This is a genomic window from Vallitaleaceae bacterium 9-2 (assembly GCA_038396585.1).
Taxonomy (GTDB): Bacteria; Bacillota; Clostridia; order Lachnospirales; family Vallitaleaceae; genus UBA1351.
The window spans coordinates 645962-670694 of the sequence record CP121691.1 but is presented as its reverse complement, the minus strand read 5'-3'; the positions used below and the strand labels follow the sequence as shown (position 1 = coordinate 670694).

Here is a 24733-nt window from a genome sequence, read left to right as displayed (position 1 = left end):
TACTCAACCTTCTCTATCTACTTAATTCCTCAATTTTTTGAAGGATCTCGCGATCTTCTGATTGCCCAGGCAATGCAAGCAGTGCCTGATAATACTTTAGCGCCTTCGCTTTATTGCCAGACACTTCCCATGCATAAGCAAGATTATATATTAGATCATCATTGGTGCTATCTAATGTATATCCGATCTCTAAGCGTTCGATAGCCTTTGGATAATTTTTTTCCAATATATAAATCACACCGTTAAGGGAATATATATCCGCATCCTCTGTATCTAGCTTTAGATACTCATCAATAAGCATCTTCGCATCTGCTATAGAATTCGTGTTAATCAGTGCTTTTATTTTTTCTTTTATTTGTGTCTTAAACGTTTCATCGATAACCGGTTTATTATTTTTACCGTTTTCAAGACTTTTTACAAACGCATTGTATTGTTCTTCTTTATTCATCTTTTGCATCAGTTGTAAAAATTCTTCCTGTCCATTGTGGTTATGGTTGTTGGGATTTTTAAGAGCTTGCTTATACTTTTCGATGGCTTCATCCATACGCGACTGATCTGCAAGGGTTCTTGCCCACTCTAACAAGGATAAATAACTTCCGGCTCCATATAGCGAAAGCCCTTTATCTGTATCACCAATATATATTGCTTTTTCCAAATTTTTGATAGCCAAATCATAACGCTTAAGTTGTCTAAAGGCCATGCCTAAAAAATAATATATATCTGGTAATTCTTTAAAAAAAGGATCATTCATTAATGGTTTAATAAAATCAATGACTTTTTGATATTTGTTTTGCAATATCAAGCACTTAATCATATTAATCATCATATCATTATGAAATCCTTTGCGTACACCATGACTTAATTCATGTGCCTTTACAAAATCCTTCATCGCCGTTTTATAATTCTTGGCCATTAATTCCATAACCCCTTTGTTATAGCGATGGAAAGGGTCATAAGGTTCTTCTTGAATCTGTTTTTTTATGATTTGCATATTACGCTTTTGTTTTTCTTTTTCTTCAAATACAGATTCACTATATCCATAATGATATATTTTAGCTACGTCACTATCAATGACATCACCCATCTGAGTGTTTCCATCAATATGAATTTGTTCATGGATTGCACCTTTATAGTGCGGATTTATATTTTTATATAAACGTATCATCGACCGTGATACGGACATTTCCTTATTTTCATAGATGCTATATATCGGAACAAAAAAAACATCCTTGTCCGATTGCTTTAGTTTTTTCTCTAAGTTTTCGCGTTGGCAAAACAGACGTTCATCTGCATCCAACACAAGAATATAGTCTCCAGTTGCCTCTTTGATAGAGATATTTCTTGCTTTACTAAAATCATCTTCCCATATTGCGTCGATGACTTTGATTTTTTCGTCGTGTTCAAATCGGCTTAACACTTCTCGTGTCCCATCTGTCGAACCTGTATCGACAATAATAGTCTCATCGACATTGGGTAAGGCATATTCTAAACACTTTTCAATATTTTCGATTTCGTCTTTAACAATCATACATAAACTTATTCTCATCTATTTTTACCTACTTCCTTATAAAAGAGTAGAGAGTCATAAAGACTCTCTACTTTTACGTTAAATTTAACGGTAAATATTATGATTATCCTAATAATTGTAATACACTTTGTGGAGCTTGGTTTGCTTGAGCTAACATAGCAGTAGAAGCTTGTTGAAGAATATTTTGTTTTGTCATCTCCATCATTTCTTTCGCCATATCAACGTCACGAACACGAGATTCTGCTGCTTGAATATTTTCAGCTGCATTGTCTAAGTTCTTAATTGTATGCTCAAGTCTGTTTTGGTTTGCACCAAGTTTTGATCTTTCAGCAGATACTGTTTCAATTGCATCGTTGATTGTATCAATCGCTGCAGTTGCATCAGCATGTGTGCTAACACTTCCAGAAATAGCATCAACGCCTAAAGCTGCTGCTTGCATATCACCAATAGTAACTGTCATGCTTACGCCACAGTTAGCACCGATTTGAAGAGTAGCTCCTGTAGCTGATAAACTACCATCAAGCAAGTTCTTTTCGTTGAATGTTGTAGAAGTTGCAATACGATCAATCTCAGCACTAAGTTCTGACAACTCATCACTAATCGCTGTTCTATCTGCAGATACGTTTGTATCGTTAGCTGCTTGAACTGCTAATTCACGCATTCTTTGAAGAATAGCTTGTGTTTCGTTAAGAGCACCTTCAGCTGTTTGAATCATAGAAATACCGTCTTGTGCGTTTCGTGATGCTTGAGTTAAACCACGAACTTGAGCACGCATTTTTTCACTGATTGATAAACCAGCTGCGTCGTCGCCTGCACGGTTAATTCTATAACCTGAAGATAATTTTTCCATTGATTTAGAAATATTGTTGTTAGCTGATCCCAATGCTCTGTGAGTGTTCATTGCCATTAAGTTATTATTAATTCTCATGTTAAATTCCTCCTTGAATTTGTATAAGTTTTATTCGGCATCCTTGCCGTATGCAGTTGGCCAACTGTCATTTTTGATTTACACTGTATTTATCGGATAGGATTTCAAGTTCCTTAACCCCTATTTCAACTTTTTTTTAGAAATTCATATAGATTATGATTTTTTCTTTATAAAGTCCTTAAACGCAAGTGCTCCCGCCTCTGAAGTGGCTGCTGCAGCTTGGTTTTCTTCTTGGATTTGCAGATACACTTCTTTCCGATGAATAGCTACACTTCGCGGTGCATCAATACCTATTTTTATCTGATCTCCATGTACTGCCAAAACCGTTATTTCAACATCATCACCAATAATTATTGATTCTCCAACTTTTCTCGTCAAGGCTAACATAACTATTCACCACCCTTTGACATCAACTTCATCTGCTGATACAAATTGTGACGTATATCATACGTTTCATCATTTGCAATGACCTGGCGCCCTTTTTTTGTCTCACGATTAATCAGTATTGGCGCTTTTAGATTTGTTGTCATCTGCTCAATCTTATCCGGAATAACCACCACTGTAAAAATATCGAGTACCTTCGGGTCTAGTTGGCCTATAGAAGCAATCAAGTCATCCTCTACCTCTGGTGCATAATCTGGAAACCACATCATCGGATTAATTAATGGAAGACACGTCTTGGGGTCTTTAACTGCTTGAAGCCAAACAAGGGCTCCCCCTTCTTCACCTTGATCATACAGCAAAATAAAGTCTTTCATCTCTTTAAATCCAAATATTCCATCTTCAAAGGTAATCACTTTTGTTTCATCAATGTCCACATTTCCAAAATGCTTTGTCATTATTTCCATAAGTATCTCCTTTTCCCTCTTAAACTGTTATCGAATAAAATCCAACAGCGATGGTTGAATAATTCTTGCGCTAGCAGATAAAGATGCATTATAAACGACTTCCATCGATGAAAAGCGTATCAAAACTTCTGCCATATCCACATCTTCATTTTCAGACATCAAATCTGTAAAATTCAACGAATCCGATTCTAATCGGTCTTTTGTCAGTTCAAGACGATTGACTTTTCCTCCGATTTCCGCTGTAATGTTTAAGTTGTTCTGAATATGTCCATCCATCTTTCCAATAAGCTTTGTAAAGGTTTCCCCAAGTAAATCTTCCTTTAGCTCATCATCCAAAGCGCCATTTCCTTCTATATTCTGTACTTCTTTAATGATTTCTTCTAGATCACGAATCAAATCCTTCGTGATGACATTATTTCCCATTTCATTAACTTGAAGCGTCTGGCTATAGGAAACCTGATAATTCATCGCCTCATTTTCTGGAGAAAATGTATCTCCGGTTGTTAAATTTGTTGATTCAAAATAATGATCCGGCTTAATATCACCTTTCGTAAAACCTGACTTTTGATAGGTCATTGAAAAATCCGGTAAAGTCTCTGCATCTGTTGTGTTAAATACTAATTCACCTGTATCTTCTATGAAATGGACTGTATTAGCCCCTACATTATATGCATCAGCATCTGTTGAATTTTTATTGACAATCGTAAATCCTGCTGCACTAAGCTCGGCCGAACTTACTCCGGCTGCGTCTAGCTCACTGTATCCTAAGCGGATTCGCTTAACTTCGTGAATTGCAGGATGTCCTGATCCATCGTCAAAGACACGCTTGACGGTTTCAACATTCTCTTGAGAAAAGTTTTCTGTAATTTCATACGTATCTGTTGAAGCTTCATTAAAGACTAATGAACTGTCTGTTTGATATCCCGTAAACATATAGCGTCCTGCATAAGATACATTTCCTTCATTTTCAAGTTGTTCCTTAAGCTCTTTAAGTTCTGAGATAATACTTTCTCGATTTTGCGTGGTCAGCGGATCATTCGATCCTTGAACAGATAGATAGCGTACGCGCTTAAGAATATCTGTCGTATTGGCAATGGACTGTTCTGTCACTTCAAGCCAGCTCATAGCATCTTCAGAGTTTGTTTTGTATTGACTAATCTGACTAATAGTTGTTCGAAATTTCAATGCACGTGATGCAATAATAGGGTTTTCAGATGCCTTTTGTATTTTTTTCCCACTAGCCATCTGCTGTTCTAACAACGACATTGTTTTTCTATTTCGATTGACATTTGTCAAAATATTATTTGTCATCATTGTATTAGTTATGCGCATATGTCGGTCCTCCTAATTATACACCCATTTGATTTATGGTTACATTATATATTTCATCAAAAATGCTAATTACCTGAGCGGACATACTATATGCCTGCTGATATTTTAACAGATTCACTGTCTCTTCTTCCAAATCAACATCAGAAACTGACAGTCGCTGATTTGTAATCATCTTTGTTAATTGCTCTTGTCCGTTTTTAAAGCTTGTCATTTGACTGACGTCGATGGCCAACTCACTTAGCACACTTTGCATATAGTTATCAGGAACACCTTTAGCAAACATGTTTGTATCTTGACGCTTATCAATCATTGCCAAAATAATATCATTGGCACTCTCCCCATCCGCTGCATTAGCTTTTGCAGAAAAGAGAGAGACATCTTCCATCATATCTGGATTGACAATAAAATTATCAATTGTCATCTGTGTGTAGGTTGACATATCTGAACTATCTAGCGCCGTTGTTCCATCGTATCCTTCATATACAAACAAAGGAACTCCGGTCCCATCATTGCCTGATTGTTGAAGTGCATTGAACTCACTCGCAAAGGTTCGAACGAACGTATTTAATTGTTGCTGATAATAAGGTATTCCTTTAAATGTATTTTGCCGTCCAATAGCTCCCTCTTGTCCAACCATTGTCGCCGAAGGTGGATTCACCATTTCAAAAGTTACTTCACCACTGACTTCATCATATGTATATGAACTATATTCATATCCTACACCGTCGATAATGAGTTTTCCAGATGCCTGTAGGTCAAATCGATTCACATCGGTAAATACAATAGTATTGGTACCCACATCTACACTATCAATCGTACCTTTAAAATTATTACCGTTATTTCCGTCACGCACATCTAGATATCCTTTTAATTCTCCTGTTAAGTTATCTGTATACAGATTTTTCCCGGAGTTCCATTGTATATCATAAATATCCGTATTATCTTCTGGATTCTGTAAATGTTCTCTATTAACTACCTTTAGTGTATTAAATGCATTACCATTGACAAGTTGCTGCCCATTTATGGTTATATTGACCGTTTCCATGCCATAGCTATCTGTATTCACTTGATAATCAATACCGACAACTTTTGATAAGTTATCCACTAAAACCATGCGTTGGTCACGTAAATCATTCGCTCGATTACCATTTAATTCAAGGCTACGAATTTGTTGATTTAAGGTGGCAATTTGTTCTGCGTAACTATTAATTTGGTTAACACTATTTTTCACACCAAAGTTTGCATCGTTTTGGGTCTCACGTAACTGTTCCCCAATATCTGTCATATACTGAGCAAAGCTTTGTGCCGAGGCAAGAAAATTCGCTCGATTGGCTTCATCTGATGCATCTTTGGATAAACTTTGCAGCGCATCAAACATACCATCAAAATGGGATGTAAACCCAACGCTTGAGGGTTCATTAAAAATCAATTCCATCTGCTGTAGCATGGTTGACTTTACTTCATATGTTCCATAGTCTTTGTTCATACTCCAAAATTTATAATCAAGGTATTCGTTTCGATGCTGACTGATTTGCTCAATCGTTGTTCCTGTACCTACCATACCGCGTTGTGCATTTGGCAACGGGCGTGTAGCGATTTGTACGCCGTATTGACGTGTATATCCTAACGTCTCAGCATTACTAATATTATGATTCGTAATGTCTAGCATTGTTCTTGATGTATATAAACCTTGTTGAGCTACATTAAGCCCAAAAAAAGATGACCGCATATTAGTTACTCCTTCCTATCGTCCTACAACTCCTGTCTGATTAACAACACGTTCTATCATCTCATCAACTACATTTACTACACGGGTCGCCGCATTGTATGCATGTTGATATTTCATCATATTGGATAGTTCCTCATCTGAAGAGACGCCCATTAATTGGCTACGTTGATTATCAATCTGTACGGTTAAAAGCAATTGATTCGACACTTGATTGTTGATCGAGCTTCCCATCGTTCCAACATTTGAGACAAAACTATTATAATAGTCTACATAATTTAGTTCACCGTTAAGGGTTGGGTCAATGTTGGAAAAAGGCTCTTTCCACTTTGCAAGTAATTCCTCAACAACAGAACTATCGCCATCGACACCTTCTTCTCGACTCAAACAGATTTTATTGTAGTCTAAAACAACTTCCTCATTCATTTTAAGATTTCCTGCGGAATACAAGGAATACTCATTATTCTCATCTTCTGCGACACTTCGGTCTACATAAAGTCTTGAAAAAATTTCGATACCTTGTTCTCCATTAAGACCATAGGGTCCGTCTGTACTTCCGGGTGGTGCCACTGTATCATTAATCATCGTTACGATGCCATGGATTAAATTATCAAACTGCGCTTGAACCGTCATAATTTCAGAAGGTTTAATATCTTTTGTAAACTCACCTGCATCATTAAGATCTGTATAATTAGCCGTACGTGATCCTCTCGCTAACAAAAGACCTTTTAACGAGCCTTTATCATTATTGGCGGCTGTCGTTGTTGGTACATCAAAGTTATACAGCTTGTGATACTGAGGTGGGTCAGTACTTAAATCGCTTAAATGCGGCCAGTACGGGTCAACCAATAGACTTTTATCTTCTGCATAGGTTAAGTCCAACTCATTGACATTTCCAACCGTTACAAAGGGGACATTTTCAATACTGACAATCAGATTATTATTCACATCTTCACGATAAGAGATATCGACCATTGTTGATAGCTCATCAATAAGCAGATTACGTTGGTCACGATAGTCATTGGCTTTTGCCCCATGTACTTCATTTTTCGCAATAATTTCATTCAACGACTGAATTTCATTGCCGATCTCATTGATTCGCTTTACATTATTCATAACCTCTGTATTAAGGTTTTTCTGATAATCTTGTAGCTGGCCCATAATCAGATTTGACTTTTCAATAAAGATTGTAGCATTTTGAATAAATGTCCCTCGAGTTTCAAGCCCTTCAGGACTTTTTACTAATTCAGACATCGACTCCCACAAATTGTTAAGAATCTTTGAAAAGGATTCACCTTCAATTTCACCTAAAATATTTTCTACTTCTTCAATTGCTGAACTTTTGCTTCCGTAAAATCCCAGACGACTATTTTCTTCCCGAAATGCTGAATCCAAAAATTGATCACGCACTTGTCGAATCACTTGTACATCTGTTCCCAAACCAACTTGCATCCCTGAATTTCTTGATGTTCCTATGGTTAAATATCTAGAATCTGACATGATAACTTGTTGGCGCACATACCCTCTTGTGTTTGCATTCGTTATATTATGTGCTGTTGTATTTAAGGCCGATTGGCTTGTCAGTAACGCGGAAACCGCTCTGGATAAACTACTAATTGAGCCCATATTCTCATCCTTTCTGTCTCATCTTATGTATCATGCTATTGCTTCGCATCAAAAAAATTGTTATCGGTATTTCCTTCATACCGCTGTCCTTTTTTTTCGTATCCATTGCCCGAATTTTGCGAAGCTGAACTTTGAATTGCATTCATTGTAAAATTAAGAAATTCAAGAGATTCTTCAAGCAACTGTCGATTAATATCATTGATTTTTTTTACTTCACCAATGATAAGTACCATTCGGTGTGTCACTTCTTTAAGTCGGTCATGTTCCGGCTTATCTGACGGAATAAGTTCAATAAGACTTGATACAGTCATATCTTTTGCACTTTTATTGGTTACCAAACAAATATCTTCAATGAGCCCTATACGATTTTTCTCTAAACGCAAAAGGCGCCCAGCTACACTCTGTTCCTCGTCAGTGAGTGATTGTAGGCTGGGCACATCCCCTTTGATAATAACATCCGTTTTATTATTCGCCATCTTTAAGAGGTTCTCATAACATCCTGTCGTGTCCTCTAATACTTCAATTAATTCTTCAACAATACTTGCCATTTCAACACCTCATATCTTACAATCCCCGGGATTGTTCTAGCATTTTATCCGCAATCTGAGATGCGCTTACATTATATTCGCCAGCTTCTATTTGTGCTTTCAACTGTTTCACACGATCCATTCGAACATCAGGTGCCTGCTTAACTTCTTTTTTCGCAACGGCAAGATCTTTTGCAAAAGTCGATAATGTCACAACATCTTTGCTTGATTGGGTACCATGTGCATTATAAATCTTATTTGCCTTTTTAGCTTTATACACTGGGTCAACATTATTAACTCCGTTGATTCTCATAATTGTCACCATCCTTTAAATTCTAACACTTATTCATTCACATTATGTATCGGTCAGGTTCCTTCAAAAGTTTAGGTTTCTACAAAAAAAAACACAATATTTTTTCACATGCGACTGCAAGCAAAAAAACATCATGTTTTTTTAGATATCTTATTCATTAAATTCTTGTTTAACTGTCTCTAAAGCATGGTAAATTATTTGATGCATATCATAATACTTATAATCAGCTAATCGTCCACCAAAGATTACTTTATCTTCTCCCATTGCTGCATCTTTATATTTTTGAAATACCTCAGAATTTTTTTGGTCATTTATCGGGTAATAAGGTTCATCGCCCTTTTGCCATTCACGAGGATATTCTTTTGTTATAACCGTTTTTGGTTGCGTTCCAAACTCAAAATGCTTGTGTTCAATAATTCTCGTGTAAGGTGTCTTTGCATCTGTATAATTTACCACTGCATTCCCTTGATAATTATCGGTGTCAAGCACTTCATTGTCAAAGCGCAAGCTTCTATACTCTAACGGTCCATATTTGTAGCCATAAAACTCATCAATCATACCAGTAAAAACGACTTTTTCACAAAGGTTGTCATATCTTTCTTTGTCATCAAAATAGTCGGCATTAAGTTTGACTTCTATATTCTCAAGCATCTTTTCAACAATACCATTGTATCCTTTTAACGGGATTCCCTGATATCTGTCATTAAAATAATTATTGTCATATGTAAAGCGAACCGGCAAACGTTTGATGATAAATGCCGGAAGTTTTGTTGCATCTCTACCCCATTGCTTTTCAGTATATCCTTTGATCAATTTTTCATAAATATCACGTCCAACTAGAGATATCGCTTGTTCTTCTAAGTTTTTCGGTTCATTTACATGTGCACTTTTTTGTTCTGCAATTTTTTGTTTGGCCTGTTCAGGTGTAATGACGCCCCACAATTTATTGAACGTATTCATATTAAAAGGTAAGTTATATATTTCCCCATGATAATTGGCAATTGGCGCATTAACAAACCTATTAAACTCTGTAAACTGATTGACATATTCCCATATCTGACGATTATTTGTATGGAAAATATGTGCTCCATATGTGTGTACATTGATGTCTTCTATTTTTTCACAGTAGACATTTCCTCCAATGTGATGACGTCGTTCAATAATCATGCATTTTTTTCCACGCTTATTTGCCTCATATGCAAATGTCGCACCAAAAAGGCCTGCCCCCACAATCAAATAATCTATTTTTTCCACTATGTGCCTCCTACAAGTGTATTAATTTCTATGTTCTTTATCCAGGAATCTCATACGACTTTTTACAACTTTTTTCGAAGGGGTGTCCTCTTCAACCTTGTGACTTTGATAAGCTCCGCTTAATTCGTTAGCTGTATCTCTCTTGCAATCATCACAAAAGCGCCCTGTCCGAATAGACTTTCCACACTTTTCGCATTCTATTCCCATCGCACTATCAGCAGAAAATATCAATCGTTCTTCTCGAACCCATTGACGAATTTGACGTGTATCCACATCACACTCTTCGGCCACTTGCCCGATATTTGCTGTTGGATTTCGACGAATATAGGTTTTAACCTCTGTGAATTTGTTTTCCAATTCTGATTTACATTGTGCACAGATTGGTTGTCCTCCGACATAGTTGAAAATACGTCCGCATTTTTTACAATTTCTAACATCCATACCCATTACCTCCTAAAAATTATAGTCCATTTCCGATGGCCGCTGTTAAAAAAAACACTTTGCCAACATGCGCTTTTTTTAGCTGTATTGTGCAAGCATCCACCGTTGCTCCCGTTGTATATATGTCATCAATAATTAATATATTACTATGCGTAATTGTATTGTTGACCTTCTTATGAACCTCAAACGCATTCTCAAGATTCTTATATCGCGTCTCTGGCGATAAATCTTTTTGAGGCGTCGTCCATTTTTTACGTTTTAATCCATGTTTAAGCAATTGTACCGGTGTCCCTTGATATTTTTTCATCTGGTCATTATAGGCTTTGACAAAATAAATTGCTAATAATTCAGCCTGATTATAACCACGTGCAACAAACTTTGTATAATGAATAGGAACCGGTATCACATAATCCACTTGCCAACCAACATGCTCTAAATAAAACTGTGCCATAATTCGCCCCATCTTACGTGCGATCCATGTATGATGGTAGAATTTTAAACCCAGTAAAGCTTTTTTCACATGTTCATCATATACAAACACACCTCGTCCTGCCTCAAACTGATGCAGGCGTGTCAAGCAATCCATGCACAAATCATCTTCTTGTTCACGTACTTTTCCACATTGACGACAATGCGCTTGTTCGATGAGACTAATTTTATTATAACATATATCGCAAACGTCCGTCCCATTTTCTTGCAACTCTTTCATGCAAAACATACATTTATTAGGGAACAAAAAATTCATGATGCTACGCATCTATCTCAACTCCTTAACCTCAAACAAAGGAGCAGCTTCCATAATCCGAAGAAACAAGGTTGAGTTTCTATTAATCTCGCGATTGTTGTCAATCATATGCTTTAAAATATCAATGTCTCCTACAAGAACAACTAATTCGCGTGCTCTTGTCACCGCAGTATAGAGTAGGTTACGACTTAACAACATATTTGGTCCTTTAAAAAGAGGAATAATAACCACAGGATATTCGCTTCCTTGTGATTTATGAATCGTTATGCTATAGGCAAGTTCTAACTCATCGAGTTGGCTAAATTCATATATCACTTCCTTTAAATCGTCGAACGTTACAACCAATGTCTCGGAATAGTGATTGATCTGTTTGACCGTTCCCAAATCTCCGTTAAAAATTCCAACCCCTTCATCAATAACAATATCAAATTGGCTTTTTATCGTCCAATGAATATTATAGTTATTGCGAATTTGCATAACTTTATCACCTTCGCGAAATGTCACCTGTCGAAATGTTTTTTCAGCACGTTTTGGGGATGAAGGATTTAACGCTTTTTGGAGTTCAATATTTAATTGATCTACCCCAAGCAGTCCTTTTCGCATCGGAGTGAGTACTTGAATACCTTCTTGATAATCGATGCCTGTAAATTTAGGCAGTCTTGATTTGACCAACGAGATAATTTCCTTAAGAATCTGCTGACTTTGCTTTCTTTGAATAAAGAAAAAGTCATTCTTGTTTTTATACTCTACCATATTTCCTTGATGAATTTTATGAGCATTAAGTACGATTGCACTTTTTTCCGCTTGTCGATAGATCTTTTGGAGGGTTACTGTCGGCACAAAATGTTTAACATGAATAAGATCCCTTAATACGTTTCCCGGTCCAACTGACGGAAGCTGGTCTTTGTCACCTACGAGGATAACACGGCATCCTAGCGGGATAGCTTTTAGTAGATGATAGAACAAATTAATATCTAACATCGAAATCTCATCAACAATTAACACATCACATTCAAGAGGATACTCTTCGCCTCGTTCAAAAGATTGGCGCTGATCATCGGAAGAAAAATTAATCTCTAACAAACGATGAATCGTTTTTGCCTCATGGCCTGTTGTCTCGGTCATTCGCTTAGCGGCTCGTCCTGTTGGTGCCGCTAAAAAAATAACTAAATCCTCTTCTTCAAACATTTGAATTAAAGTGTTAATCGTTGTTGTCTTTCCTGTCCCCGGCCCTCCTGTGAGTACAAAAAAAGGATACTTAGCACTGTCAAGGACGGCTTCTTTTTGTACCCCATCCAGCGAAATATTATTACGCATCTCTATAGAAGAAATTCGCTTTTCCACTTTGTCTATCTGTTGAATCTCATGGGCTAGACATTGACAAATCTTATGTGCACACGCTTCTTCCATTAGATAATATTGACTCAAATAAATCCGGGTCATCTTTTCATCTTCCTGCACTTTAATTTGCTGCCTTAATTGAAGTTCCATAATCTCTCGGTCAATTTGTTCTATGGATATCCCAAGAAGTTCTTGGGTTCGTTCAACAAGCATGTTCTTTTCGAGATATACATGCCCATCTAACGTTCCTTGATTAAGAACATATGTAATGGCCGACATAATTCGATGAGGATGATTTTCTTCAATCCCAATTCGTTTTGCAATTTCATCTGCAAGTTTAAATCCGATTCCGTAGATATCTTCCGCTAGGCGATAGGGATTTTCTCTAACAATTTGATATGTTTTTTCTTTATAGTATTCATATATTTTTAATCCATAGGTTAGGGAAATCTGATATTCTTGTAGGAATAAAATCGCTTGACGCATGCTACGTTGTTCATAAAACACTTCGGCAATCTGTTGTGCTTTTTGCATACTAATGCCTTTAACTTCCTCAAGTCGCTCTGGCTCCTGTTCAATAATTCGAAAGGTGTCATCACCAAAGCTCTCAACAATTTTCCCAGCCAAAACAGGTCCGATTCCTTTTATGGCACCGGACCCTAAATATTTTTCAAATGCATGTTTATCTTTTGGTACTGATGTGGAAAATGTCTCTACGTTAAACTGCTTTCCATAAATTGGATGGGTGGTATATTCCCCTTCAACGCTGATTTCTTCACCGATGGATAGTTTAAACATTGTTCCCACACAAGTTATTTCACCCTCTTGTGCGGAAACAACAATAATTGTATATCCGTTTTGTTCATTTCGATATATTATTTCTTCAACAATACCTGTTATCTTCTCCATAAACCCTCAAATCATTTATCCATTGACTTTTGCCTTAAGCTCTTCCACTTTATCTGTTCGCTCCCATGGAAGATCAATATCTGTACGACCGAAGTGGCCATATGCAGCTGTCTGACGATAAATAGGTCGGCGCAAATCTAAATCATGGATAATTGCGGATGGACGAAGGTCAAAGACTTCATTGACAATTTCTGTAATGCGTTCATCACTCACAATTCCGGTTCCATCCGTATCGATAAAAACAGATACCGGATGCGCAACACCAATCGCATAAGCTAACTCAATCTCGCATCGCTTCGCAAGACCTGCAGCAACAATATTTTTTGCAACATAACGCGCTGCATACGCTGCTGAACGGTCCACTTTTGTCGGATCTTTTCCTGAAAAAGCTCCACCACCATGGCTGGCATATCCACCATAAGTATCTACAATAATTTTACGACCTGTTAGTCCTGCATCCCCTTGTGGTCCACCAATAACAAAACGTCCCGTAGGATTAATGTAGTATTTTGTCTTATCATCTAATAATTCTTGAGGAATCACTTCATCAATAACATACTTTTTCAAATCTTCTCGAATCGTCTCTTGAGATACATGTTCGTCATGTTGGGTTGAAATCACAACCGCATCAACACGTTTAGCCACATTATCCTCATATTCAACTGTAACCTGTGACTTTCCATCCGGTCTTAAGTATTTGAGTGTTCCATCTTTACGTACTGTGGACAAGCGTTTTGATAATTTGTGCGCAAGTGAAATAGGTAGTGGCATCAACTCTGCTGTTTCATCACAAGCATAGCCGATCATCATTCCCTGGTCTCCGGCACCTGCTTCTTCTTCGCTATGTTCTTGTCCGTCGCGAACTTCAAGGGCTACATCTACACCCATCGCAATATCTGGCGATTGTTCATCAATCGTTACCATGACCGCACATGTCTCCGCATCAAATCCAGCTTTTGCATCGTGATATCCAATCTCGTCTACTGTTGCACGAACAACTTTAGGAATATCAACATAGCATTCTGTAGATATCTCGCCCATAACCATGACCATACCTGTTGTCACGGCTGTTTCACATGCCACTCTTGCTTTAGGATCTTGCGCTAATATAGCATCAAGTACTGCATCTGAAATTTGGTCACATACTTTATCTGGATGTCCTTCAGTCACTGACTCTGAAGTAAATAATCTTTTTGACATAATAGTCCTCCTAATTTAATCTAATTTTATTATACTGCATATTCTTATTTTTGCAACTCTTTTGGTAGTGTCCTATGAAAGTATATTCCATGGGCTACAGGCTTTTCTTCTCCCGTACTTGGCTGATTAATCACCTGAGCTTGATGGGTAATAACTGAAGAGGAGCCTCCATCTAGATAAGCCGCATACATACAACCGGCTTCTTGCATAAGGGTTGCAAGTTGCTTGCCTGTAACTCCTCGACTTATTTCTGGTTGTCGACCATCAATGACTTTTATGATGATTTTTTTTTGTGCAGTAATTCCAATAGCCGTTCTGGGTTGTAACGATGTCGTATAACCAATAAATGCTTCATAATCCTTTGCTACATTGTCCCCATCATAAACTAGCCAACCACCTGTCTGAAATGCATCTTTAACATTTTCTATATCCACATTACTCTCAATATCCACATGGATAGAGTCGCCGACATTATATACCGGTTCTTTAGAAAAAATCTTTCTTGATACATAGTAGCGTTCTTGGTTCAGTGTATTACCTTCTAATACAATACGTTCTTGATGTGTGACAATTTCGGATACTTCATTATTATCTATACGATAGATTCGTATATTTTCCTGAGGATAGAGATATTTGCCAAACCACTGTGTATAGACACCTACACCTCGATTATAATAGTCATCATTAATCTCGTATATAGGCTGTCGAACTTCGTTGTGTACAAGATAGGCGCGAAGTTCTATATCTCTTAAAGCAATATCTCCGTCAGAATAAACAAGAACGGTTGGCGTTTGCACAGACCGAAGAGAAATCAACTCATAATTCTTAATCACGATACCTTGGGGACGACCATAGCCGTTATAAAACATACCATTAACACCAAGAGGATAGCTATATTCCTGTTGCACTGCCATTGCCGAAATATGGTCATACCCCAGCAAACTATTATGGGCTAATTCCTGAATAAGTTGCGCTCCTTGATTCAAACTCGCTTCAATCGTATAAACTTGTTGTTCATAACCATCAATCATGACCTGCTCGTGTGTCAATCCCAAGCTCATGATGAGCTCAATAAGTATAAACATTGTTCGAAATGATGTTGAAAAATCTATCATAGTCCCAACCTCTTGAAATGAAAAAACCATCAATGATTGATGGTTTTGATCAACTTATTTATCCAAGGATGACAGTTGCTTATATAATGCAGTTGCAATTCCCATGCCTTGACCTTCTGAGATAATCTTTGAATATTCTTCATCCAGCATTTGTGTATAAATCTCACTGGCATTGTTTTTTTCAAACATTCCACCATCTGGAACTGTCTTTCGCATTTCTTTAAACAATTGTTGTACGTAATAAGCTTCAAAAGACTCACATGCTTGCTTTAATTCCTGATCATTTTTTTCCTGATCTGTCTGTTGTTGCACAGTGCGATCCAATAGCTTTTGAAACTCTTGCTCAACTGAGGTTCCTTTTTGAGCGCTTCCATAAATATTTGACAACTCTTGTCCGATCCCATTAATTTCCATATCTACCACCTACTATCGTTTCAAATTATTAGCCATGCCAAGCATATCATCGGATGTCTGAATAGCTTTTGAACTTAGTTCATAGGCACGTTGTGCAATAATCATGCCTACCATTTCTTCAACCGCTTGGACATTGGACGCTTCAAGCGCTCCTTGAATAATAGATGATTTTTTTAGGTCTTCATTGTCATGCTCAGATATAGCTTCACCCGACGCCGCCGTTGTATCAAATAGACCATTGCCTAATGTCTTTAAACCTGCTACATTGGGGAATTGAACAATTTCAAATTGAATGCCTAGGTCTACCGGCTCACCGTCAACCACTGTTGAAAAATTACCCATCTCGTCTACAACAACGTTTTCCATAGCCACGCCTTCTTCAAAGGTAATGGGATCTCCATCTGCATTTAAGATTCGATATCCATTGACATCCGTCAATGTTAATTCTCCATCTTCCTGACTCACCTTAAAGGCTCCGGCTTTTGCATATTTTACACTTCCATCAAATGTCTCTACTGCAAAAAAACCATTACCTGCCATCGCAAAGTCTAGGGGTGCTTCTGTCACTTCAATATTACCTTGAGTAAAGGTCTTGACTGATCCTGCTGCTCGAACGCCATGACCAACTTGCAAATTGACCGGTGATCCTTGCTCATTAGGACTTCCCGCTTCTCGCATCGTCTCATATAATAAGGATTTGAACTCTAAACGTTCTTTCTTGAAGCCAATTGTATTTGCATTTGCTAAATTATTTGCAATCGTATCTACGGTTAACTGCTGTGTTTTCATTCCGGACGCCGCCGTCCATAACGAACGCATCATATACTATTCCTCCTCTTATACTCGACCGACATTATTGACAACTTTATCCAAGGTGTCATCATATGTGGTTAATACTTTTTGGTTTGCCTCATAGCTTCGCATAACGCTAATCATATCAATCATTTCTTTGACTGAATTTACATTTGAAGCTTCTTCATAGCCTTGACGAACCATACCTTTAAACTCAGCCTCTATACTTTGATCTGTTGTGTCATAAAGGTTATCGCCAATTTTTTTAAGCGTTCTGTAATCTTCAAATCCCACGATTTTTATTGTATCTACCAAGGTCCCATTAGCATAGACTGCTCCATTTTCCTTAACGGAAAAATCTCCTGCATCTACTGTTATAATACCATTTTGCCCTACAACATAATTCCCCTCTTTGGTAACAAGTTCTTTGTTAGCATTTAAGGTGAACGATCCATCTCGTGTATACTTTTGCTCCATAGTGCCGTCAGCATTTTTTTGTCCTACAACAAACATTCCTTGTCCTTCTAATGCGACTGAAAGCGGATCATCATTACGCTTTAATGCACCTTGTTCAAAGTTTGTATATATATTGTCTACAGATACACCTAAGCTCATTGATCCAATACGTGCATTGGATTTATTCGCTGGATCATTAATTTTTATTGCCAAAACTTCTTTAAATGCTTCCATTGTCACGTCATCTTTTTTAAATCCTGTAGTATTGGCATTGGCAAGATTATTTGAGACAATATCCATCTTCTGTTGTTGAGCTTCCATTCCTGTATAAGCGGTATACAATCCTCTTAACATAATTAACTCCTTCATGTAGGTTATTCTTTATTATATATCGTAATAACCTTTGACTTTCTTAACCCTTAATAATTATTATGTGCAAGATATTCAACATATTGTCCCGTACCTATAGCCACACATGTTAACGGATCATCAGCTTGAATCACATTAATTCCTGTTTTTGTTTCAATAAGTTGATCCAATCCTTGAAGCATACCGCCTCCACCTGTTAGTACAATACCTCGATCAGCAATATCCGATGCTAGTTCTGGTGGTGTTTTTTCAAGCACACTATGGACAGCATCAACAATTGCCGACGTTGTCTCTCTTAACGCTTCTTCCGTTTCTTCCGATGTTACTGTAATTGTTTTTGGCAAACCAGTAATCAAGTTACGCCCTCGTACATCCATTTGCAATACTTCCGGCCGTTTATACGCTGTTCCAATCTTGACCTTAATCTCTTCTGCCGTACGCTCTCCAATAAGAAGATTATGCTTCTTACGCATATAGCGCACTAGTGCTTCATCAAAATTATCGCCAGCTATCTTAATTGAGGTGCTAACAACTGTTCCGCCTAATGAGATGACCGCAATATCTGATGTTCCGCCACCGATGTCAACGACCATACTACCACAGGCTTTAGAGATATCAATTCCTGCACCGATTGCTGCGGCAATAGGTTCTTCTATAATTTCAACTTTACGTGCTCCCGCCTCATACGTCGCATCTTCGACGGCTCTTTTTTCAACTTCGGTTACACCGCTTGGCACACATACTGTGATTCTTGGCTTACGCAAACGTCGACCTACCGCTTTTCCGATAAAGTACTTCAACATCTTTTCTGTAACGGTATAATCTGAAATTACACCTTGACGCAAAGGACGAATCGCCACAATATTTCCAGGTGTTCTTCCTAGCATGCGTCTTGCTTCACTTCCTACTGCAAGAATCTTGTTTGTATTACGATCAAAGGCTACAACGGATGGTTCTCGTAGAACAACCCCCTTGCCTTTAATATATACTAGTACATTTGCTGTTCCTAAGTCTATTCCGATGTCTGATGAAAATCCTAACATAATTTACCCCTTTCAATTTATGCCTTTTCTTCAGGGAGTAACACTTTGATTTTATCCAACTTCCATATTTCATTGGCATATTCTTCAATGGTTCGATCCGAAGAAAACTTTCCTGCATTTGCCATGTTTAGCATCGCTTTTCGTGCCCATTCACTCTGATTGCGATAGGCAATATCTACTTTTCTCTGCGCATCAACATACGCATCAAAATCTTTCAAAATAAAATACTGATCAGCGGGTTCCCCGCCGCCATTTAATAGAGAATCATAGATTTCTCTAAATAGGTCTGGATCTTGTGGTGAATAGAAACCGTTAATCAATTGAGTAACAACTCGTCGTATCGCTTGATTGTTGTTGTATATGTCCCAAGGATCATATGTACGACTATGCTGTAATGCAATAACTTCATCTGCTGTCATTCCAAAGATAAAACAATTATCCTCGCCGACTTCTTCAGCGATTTCAATATTTGCACCATCAAGTGTTCCTATAGTTAATGCACCATTAAGCATAAATTTCATATTTCCTGTTCCAGAAGCTTCTTTGGACGCTGTTGAAATCTGTTCTGACACATCTGCTGCCGCAAAAATCAACTCTGCATTCGAAACACTATAGTTTTCAATAAATACAACTTTAATCTTATTGTTAATGGTTACATCATTATTGATAACATTAGCTACATTGTTAATCAATTTAATGATTTTTTTTGCACGTGTATATCCCGGTGCTGCTTTTGCTCCAAAAATAAACGTTCTTGGCAACATATCCAAATCCGGATTTTCACGAAGCTCATTATACAAATGCATTACATATAAGATAAGCATAAGCTGACGTTTGTACTCATGCAAACGCTTAACCTGTATATCAAAAATAGATCTTGGATCTACATCAATACCATTATGTTTTTTTATGTATTCTGCCAAACGTACTTTGTTTTGGTATTTTATCTGCATAAAATCACGGCGTTCTTTTTCATCATCAATAAACGCTTCCATTTTCTTGATTTCATCCAGTTTCACCGCCCACTCTTTTCCAATCTTTTTCGTGACCCATGAGGATAACTTTGGATTGGCATGGAGTAAAAAGCGTCGCTGTGTAATACCGTTGGTTTTATTGTTGAATTTTTTGGGATACATTTCATAGAAATCCTTTAATTCTTCATTTTTAAGAATTTCTGTATGCAGTCTTGCTACACCATTAACAGAATAGCTACCAACAATACATAGCCATGCCATCTTAATCTGTCCATCTGAAACAATAGCCATACGACGAATACGGTCATTGTCAAAGCCAAATCGGTCTGTAATTTCAGCACAAAAGCGTCGATTGATCTCTTCAACAATTTGATAAATTCTTGGAAGCAATCGGCTAAACAGTTCAATCGGCCATTTTTCAAGAGCCTCTGACATGATAGTATGATTCGTATATGCGCATGTACGATTAGTAATCGACCACGCTTCTGCCCATTCCAAATGGTAATCATCCATCAGCACACGCATCAGCTCAGGAATTGTCAATGATGGGTGCGTGTCGTTAATATGGAAGACAACTTTTTCCGGCAGTTTACGTATATCATCATGGTTTTCCATAAACTGTTTGACCACTTGCTGAATTGTTGCCGAAATAAAGAAGTATTGTTGTTTTAAGCGAAGTTCCTTGCCCTTGTAGTGATTATCATTAGGATAAAGCACTTCTACAATCGTCTTTGCAAGGTTTTGTTGTTCAACCGCTTTATGGTAATCTCCTCGATCAAACATCTCAAGGTTAAAGCTTTGAATCGCTTCTGCATCCCATAACCTTAGTGTATTAATTGTACTATTGTTATAACCTACAATAGGAACATCATAAGGAATTGCACGTACAGATTGATAATTCTCATGAACATATTGCTCACGTCCGTCATCGTTTTTCACAACGCGTACGTTTCCGCCAAACTTAATTTCGACACCGTATTCAGGTTGGCGAATTTCAAATGGATTGCCATTTTTGAGCCATTCATCCGGTTTTTCTACTTGATAGCCATCAATAATTTTTTGCTCAAAAATTCCATAACGATAGCGAATTCCACATCCATAGGCAGGATATTCTAGCGTTGCAAGTGAATCTAAGAAGCAGGCTGCAAGTCGACCTAAACCGCCATTGCCCAACCCTGCATCCGGCTCTTGATTCTCAATTGTATTAAGATCAAATCCCAGTTCACGAAGGACTTCTTCAACTACTTGATTCACCTGTAAGTTAATTAGGTTGTTACCTAAGGCTCTTCCCATCAAAAATTCCATAGAAAGGTAGTAGACAGTTTTGGCATCTTCTTCTTGAAAGGTTTTTTGAGTTTCAATCCATTCGTCCACAATAATATCTTTGACTGCAAAGGCTACAGCTTGAAATAGCTGTTCCTCTGTCACTTGATCAATGGTCTTTCGAAATTGATTTTTAATGTTTTCAAATATCGCTTCTTTAAAAGCTTCTTTTGTGACATTCAAGCGATTCATACAATTCCTCCATTCTTGGTTTTAGCGTTTAGCTACTACAAAGTCAACGGTTTCCCCATTAATGTTCCAATTTTTTGTATATCCTTCTATTAAGCTATTATGAATGGTATCTGTTAATGTCTCTTCTTGAATAATTGCTTGATTCTTCTGAACAAGTTCTTGAATTTTTTCATTACCCGCCAGACCAAATTCAATATGGTCAACGACTTCAAAACCTGCTTCTTTTCGCATTGTTTGAATTTTGCTGATGATTTCTCTAACGAAGCCTTCTTCAATCAAGCTTTCTGTCAAGTTGGTGTCTAATACAACGGTTACATTGCCATCCACATCGGATGCATAACCTTCTTTTTTAGCTGATTCAATAAGCAAGTCTTCTTCTGTTAAGCTCACTTCAACTCCATCAAAATCAAAAGATAAGTGCCCTTGATTTTTTAATTCTTCCATTGCATGGTTGCCATCAATGTTAGCTAAAGCTTCACGAATTTGGTTTAACTGTTTTCCATACTTTGGACCTACCGTACGAAGTTGTGGTTTAAACTCATAGGTTGTAAATGCACTCACATCATCAACCAATTGGACTTCTTTAACATTAAGCTCATCGCGAATAATCGCTGCAAATTGTTCATCCAAGTCACCTTCTGCCTTAACAAACATGGTTGGAAGGGGTTGACGGTTCTTAATATTTGCACCATTACGGCAAGAACGTCCTGAGACAACAATTTTTAACAACAGTTCCATTTGTTCTTCAACTTTAGGTTTAATCATAGCTATCTCTGCAACTGGGAAGTCACAAAAATGAATGCTTTCTGGTGCTTGCGCATCAAAATTAACCACAAGGTTTTGATAAATATCTTCTGCCATAAAAGGAATAAATGGCGCCGTTACCTTTGCCAATGTTACCAATGTCGTGTATAGCGTCATATACGCATTAATTTTATCTTGATTCATATCTTTTTGCCAGAAACGTTCACGACTTCGTCGAACATACCAGTTACTTAGTTCATCAACGAATTCTGCAATCGCTCGCGTTGATTCTGTAATTCGATATTCTGATAGGTTAGAATCCACCGTTTGAATTAATGAATTTAATTTGGATAAACACCATTGGTCCATTAAATTCAGATTTTCTTTGTCCAATGTATATTTTGTCGGGTCAAATTGGTCAATATCCGCATAAAGTACATAAAACGCATATGTATTCCATAATGTTCCCATAAATTTACGCTGCCCTTCAATGACCGCTTCATCGGAAAAACGATTCGGTAACCAAGGCGCTGAATTGTTATAAAAATACCATCGAATGGCATCTGCACCATATTTATCTAAGGCATCAAATGGATCGACTGCATTTCCTTTTGACTTGGACATCTTTTGACCATTTTCATCTTGAACATGACCTAGGACAATAACATTTTTATATGCCGGTTCATCAAATAGAAGCGTTGATATTGCTAGCAATGAATAGAACCAACCTCGTGTTTGGTCAACCGCTTCACTAATAAAGTCTGCCGGGAAATTATCTTCAAACTTCTCTTTATTTTCAAAAGGATAGTGCCATTGCGCAAAAGGCATTGCACCTGAATCAAACCAGCAGTCAATTACAGGTTCAACTCGCGTCATCGAACCGCCACATTGATCACATTTTATATGCACATTGTCAATAAAGGGGCGATGTAGTTCAATATCTTCAGGGCAATCATCACTCATTGATTTTAGCTCTTCAATACTTCCAATGGCATGGCGATGTCCACATGAGCATTCCCAGATATTTAAAGGTGTTCCCCAGAAACGGTCACGACTTAGCCCCCAATCCAGAACATTTTCAATCCAATCGCCAAAGCGCTTTTCACCAATGTTTTTGGGTAACCAATTAATTTTTTTATTGTTAGCGATTAATTGATCTTTGACTTTTGTCATCTCAATAAACCAAGTATCTTTTGCATAGTAAATAAGCGGAGTATCACAGCGCCAACAGTGTGGATAGCTATGTTCGTACTCCAACGCTTTAAATAATTTATTGTGCTTATCTAAGTAATCAATAATCAATGGGTCTGCACTCTTTACAAACATACCCTTCCAAGGCTCAACTTGATCTGTAAATTCCCCTTTGTCATTAACGAGTTGAACAAACGGCAATCCATATGCACGACCTACATTCGCATCATCTTCACCAAATGCCGGTGCAATATGTACGATTCCTGTACCATCTGATAGCGTTACATAATCTGCACATGTCACAAAATACGCTTTTTCATTTGGCGTCTCAAAATCAAACAAAGGTTCATAATGGATATGTTCTAAATCTTTTCCTGTATATGTTTCAAGGATGCTATAGTCTGCATCGGCTCCAAGTACTTGATCCAATAATGCTTCTGCCAGTATAAACTGTTCCTGATCAACCTGTACCTTTACATAACGTTCCACAGGATTGACCGCTAATGCCACGTTACTTGGTAACGTCCAAGGTGTTGTCGTCCATGCTAAGAAATACTGATTTTCTTGGTCGACAAGCTTAAACTTTCCGATAACAGATTGTTCTTTAACATCTTTGTACCCTTGAGCGACTTCATGAGTCGAAAGGGATGTACCACAACGAGGGCAATAAGGAACGATTTTATGACCTTTGTATAAAAGACCCTTGTCCCAAATCGTTTTTAATGCCCACCATACGGATTCAATATATTCATTGTGATAGGTTACATAAGGATCTTCCATGTCTGCCCAAAAACCAACAGTTCCACTAAAGTCTTCCCACATACCTTTATATTTCCAAACGCTTTCCTTACATTTATTGATAAAAGGTTCTAAACCATAGTCAAGGATCTGATCTTTTCCATCAATACCTTCTGAACGTTCCACTTCAAGTTCTACCGGTAGTCCGTGGGTATCCCATCCCGCTTTACGTAACACCTTATTCCCTTTCATCGTCTGGTAACGAGGAATTAAGTCTTTGATGACACGAGTAAGTACGTGACCAATATGCGGCTTACCATTTGCTGTTGGTGGGCCATCATAAAATGTATATGTCGGACCGTCACTTCTTAGTTCAATGCTCTTTTCAAAAATCTTATTTTCATTCCAAAAATCCAGAATTTTCTTTTCGCGTTCAACGAAATTCAGTTTTGTCGATACTTTTTCGTACACTTTAATTCCTCCTAAGGTCCATTTTGATAATCAATTCCTTATTATACGTATCTTTACGCTTTTTGTAAAGACTTACGAAAAACTTCCTTAATGTATTATAACCTTATATCTAAATAATATCTAGTTATTCTTGATTGTTTTCTTCGATTAGGATAATATTAAGGAAGATTATACACGAAAGAAGGGATTGCAT

General features: G+C 37.5%; 21 protein-coding genes. All 21 read right to left on the bottom strand.

Translation table 11 applies throughout. The features are described from left to right. Nucleotides 1-13: 13 nt before the first annotated feature. Complete coding sequence (locus QBE53_03100) at nucleotides 14-1546, bottom strand: glycosyltransferase (protein ID WZL82109.1); 1533 nt, start codon at nucleotides 1544-1546, stop codon at nucleotides 14-16. 85 nt (nucleotides 1547-1631) lie between these two features. After that, complete coding sequence (locus tag QBE53_03095) at nucleotides 1632-2456, bottom strand: flagellin (protein WZL82108.1); 825 nt, start codon at nucleotides 2454-2456, stop codon at nucleotides 1632-1634. A 153-nt stretch (nucleotides 2457-2609) separates the two neighbouring features. Further along, the gene (gene csrA, locus QBE53_03090; GenBank protein ID WZL82107.1) at nucleotides 2610-2843 is read right to left on the bottom strand and encodes a carbon storage regulator CsrA; all 234 of its coding nucleotides are present in this window, start codon (nucleotides 2841-2843) and stop codon (nucleotides 2610-2612) included. A 2-nt stretch (nucleotides 2844-2845) separates the two neighbouring features. Continuing rightward, nucleotides 2846-3304, bottom strand: a complete 459-nt coding sequence (locus QBE53_03085; GenBank protein ID WZL82106.1) for a flagellar assembly protein FliW — start codon at nucleotides 3302-3304, stop codon at nucleotides 2846-2848. Between the two features lie 27 nt (nucleotides 3305-3331). Further along, entirely contained in the window at nucleotides 3332-4636 is a 1305-nt protein-coding gene (flgL, locus tag QBE53_03080; protein WZL82105.1) for a flagellar hook-associated protein FlgL, read from the bottom strand. Nucleotides 4637-4652: 16 nt separating this feature from the next. After that, a complete protein-coding gene (gene flgK, locus QBE53_03075; GenBank protein WZL82104.1) occupies nucleotides 4653-6365 on the bottom strand; it encodes a flagellar hook-associated protein FlgK in 1713 nt (570 codons plus the stop codon). Nucleotides 6366-6380: 15 nt separating this feature from the next. After that, the gene (gene flgK, locus QBE53_03070) at nucleotides 6381-7988 is read right to left on the bottom strand and encodes a flagellar hook-associated protein FlgK (protein WZL82103.1); all 1608 of its coding nucleotides are present in this window, start codon (nucleotides 7986-7988) and stop codon (nucleotides 6381-6383) included. A 35-nt stretch (nucleotides 7989-8023) separates the two neighbouring features. Then, nucleotides 8024-8536 (bottom strand): flagellar protein FlgN, encoded by a 513-nt coding sequence (locus QBE53_03065; protein ID WZL82102.1) that lies wholly within the window; start codon nucleotides 8534-8536, stop codon nucleotides 8024-8026. 16 nt (nucleotides 8537-8552) lie between these two features. After that, entirely contained in the window at nucleotides 8553-8828 is a 276-nt protein-coding gene (gene flgM, locus QBE53_03060) for a flagellar biosynthesis anti-sigma factor FlgM (GenBank protein ID WZL82101.1), read from the bottom strand. A 150-nt stretch (nucleotides 8829-8978) separates the two neighbouring features. Beyond that, entirely contained in the window at nucleotides 8979-10082 is a 1104-nt protein-coding gene (gene glf / locus QBE53_03055) for a UDP-galactopyranose mutase (protein ID WZL82100.1), read from the bottom strand. A gap of 21 nt (nucleotides 10083-10103) precedes the next feature. Next, a complete protein-coding gene (locus QBE53_03050) occupies nucleotides 10104-10523 on the bottom strand; it encodes a flagellar protein (GenBank protein ID WZL82099.1) in 420 nt (139 codons plus the stop codon). 19 nt (nucleotides 10524-10542) lie between these two features. After that, entirely contained in the window at nucleotides 10543-11280 is a 738-nt protein-coding gene (locus QBE53_03045) for a ComF family protein (protein ID WZL82098.1), read from the bottom strand. Beyond that, the gene (locus QBE53_03040; GenBank protein WZL82097.1) at nucleotides 11281-13518 is read right to left on the bottom strand and encodes an ATP-dependent RecD-like DNA helicase; all 2238 of its coding nucleotides are present in this window, start codon (nucleotides 13516-13518) and stop codon (nucleotides 11281-11283) included. Nucleotides 13519-13533: 15 nt separating this feature from the next. Then, nucleotides 13534-14718, bottom strand: a complete 1185-nt coding sequence (metK, locus tag QBE53_03035) for a methionine adenosyltransferase (protein WZL82096.1) — start codon at nucleotides 14716-14718, stop codon at nucleotides 13534-13536. 44 nt (nucleotides 14719-14762) lie between these two features. Continuing rightward, a complete protein-coding gene (locus tag QBE53_03030; protein WZL82095.1) occupies nucleotides 14763-15833 on the bottom strand; it encodes a phosphodiester glycosidase family protein in 1071 nt (356 codons plus the stop codon). A 54-nt stretch (nucleotides 15834-15887) separates the two neighbouring features. Further along, on the bottom strand, nucleotides 15888-16247 hold the full coding sequence (locus QBE53_03025) for a rod-binding protein (protein ID WZL82094.1): 360 nt from the start codon (nucleotides 16245-16247) through the stop codon (nucleotides 15888-15890). A 12-nt stretch (nucleotides 16248-16259) separates the two neighbouring features. Then, on the bottom strand, nucleotides 16260-17069 hold the full coding sequence (locus QBE53_03020; protein ID WZL82093.1) for a flagellar hook-basal body protein: 810 nt from the start codon (nucleotides 17067-17069) through the stop codon (nucleotides 16260-16262). A gap of 15 nt (nucleotides 17070-17084) precedes the next feature. After that, a complete protein-coding gene (locus QBE53_03015; GenBank protein ID WZL82092.1) occupies nucleotides 17085-17849 on the bottom strand; it encodes a flagellar hook-basal body protein in 765 nt (254 codons plus the stop codon). Nucleotides 17850-17914: 65 nt separating this feature from the next. After that, nucleotides 17915-18907 (bottom strand): rod shape-determining protein, encoded by a 993-nt coding sequence (locus tag QBE53_03010; protein WZL82091.1) that lies wholly within the window; start codon nucleotides 18905-18907, stop codon nucleotides 17915-17917. Nucleotides 18908-18924: 17 nt separating this feature from the next. After that, nucleotides 18925-21396: a glycogen/starch/alpha-glucan phosphorylase gene (locus QBE53_03005; GenBank protein ID WZL82090.1), complete on the bottom strand. Its 2472-nt coding sequence runs from the start codon at nucleotides 21394-21396 to the stop codon at nucleotides 18925-18927. A 21-nt stretch (nucleotides 21397-21417) separates the two neighbouring features. Further along, entirely contained in the window at nucleotides 21418-24540 is a 3123-nt protein-coding gene (gene ileS / locus QBE53_03000) for an isoleucine--tRNA ligase (GenBank protein WZL82089.1), read from the bottom strand. Nucleotides 24541-24733 lie beyond the last annotated feature (193 nt).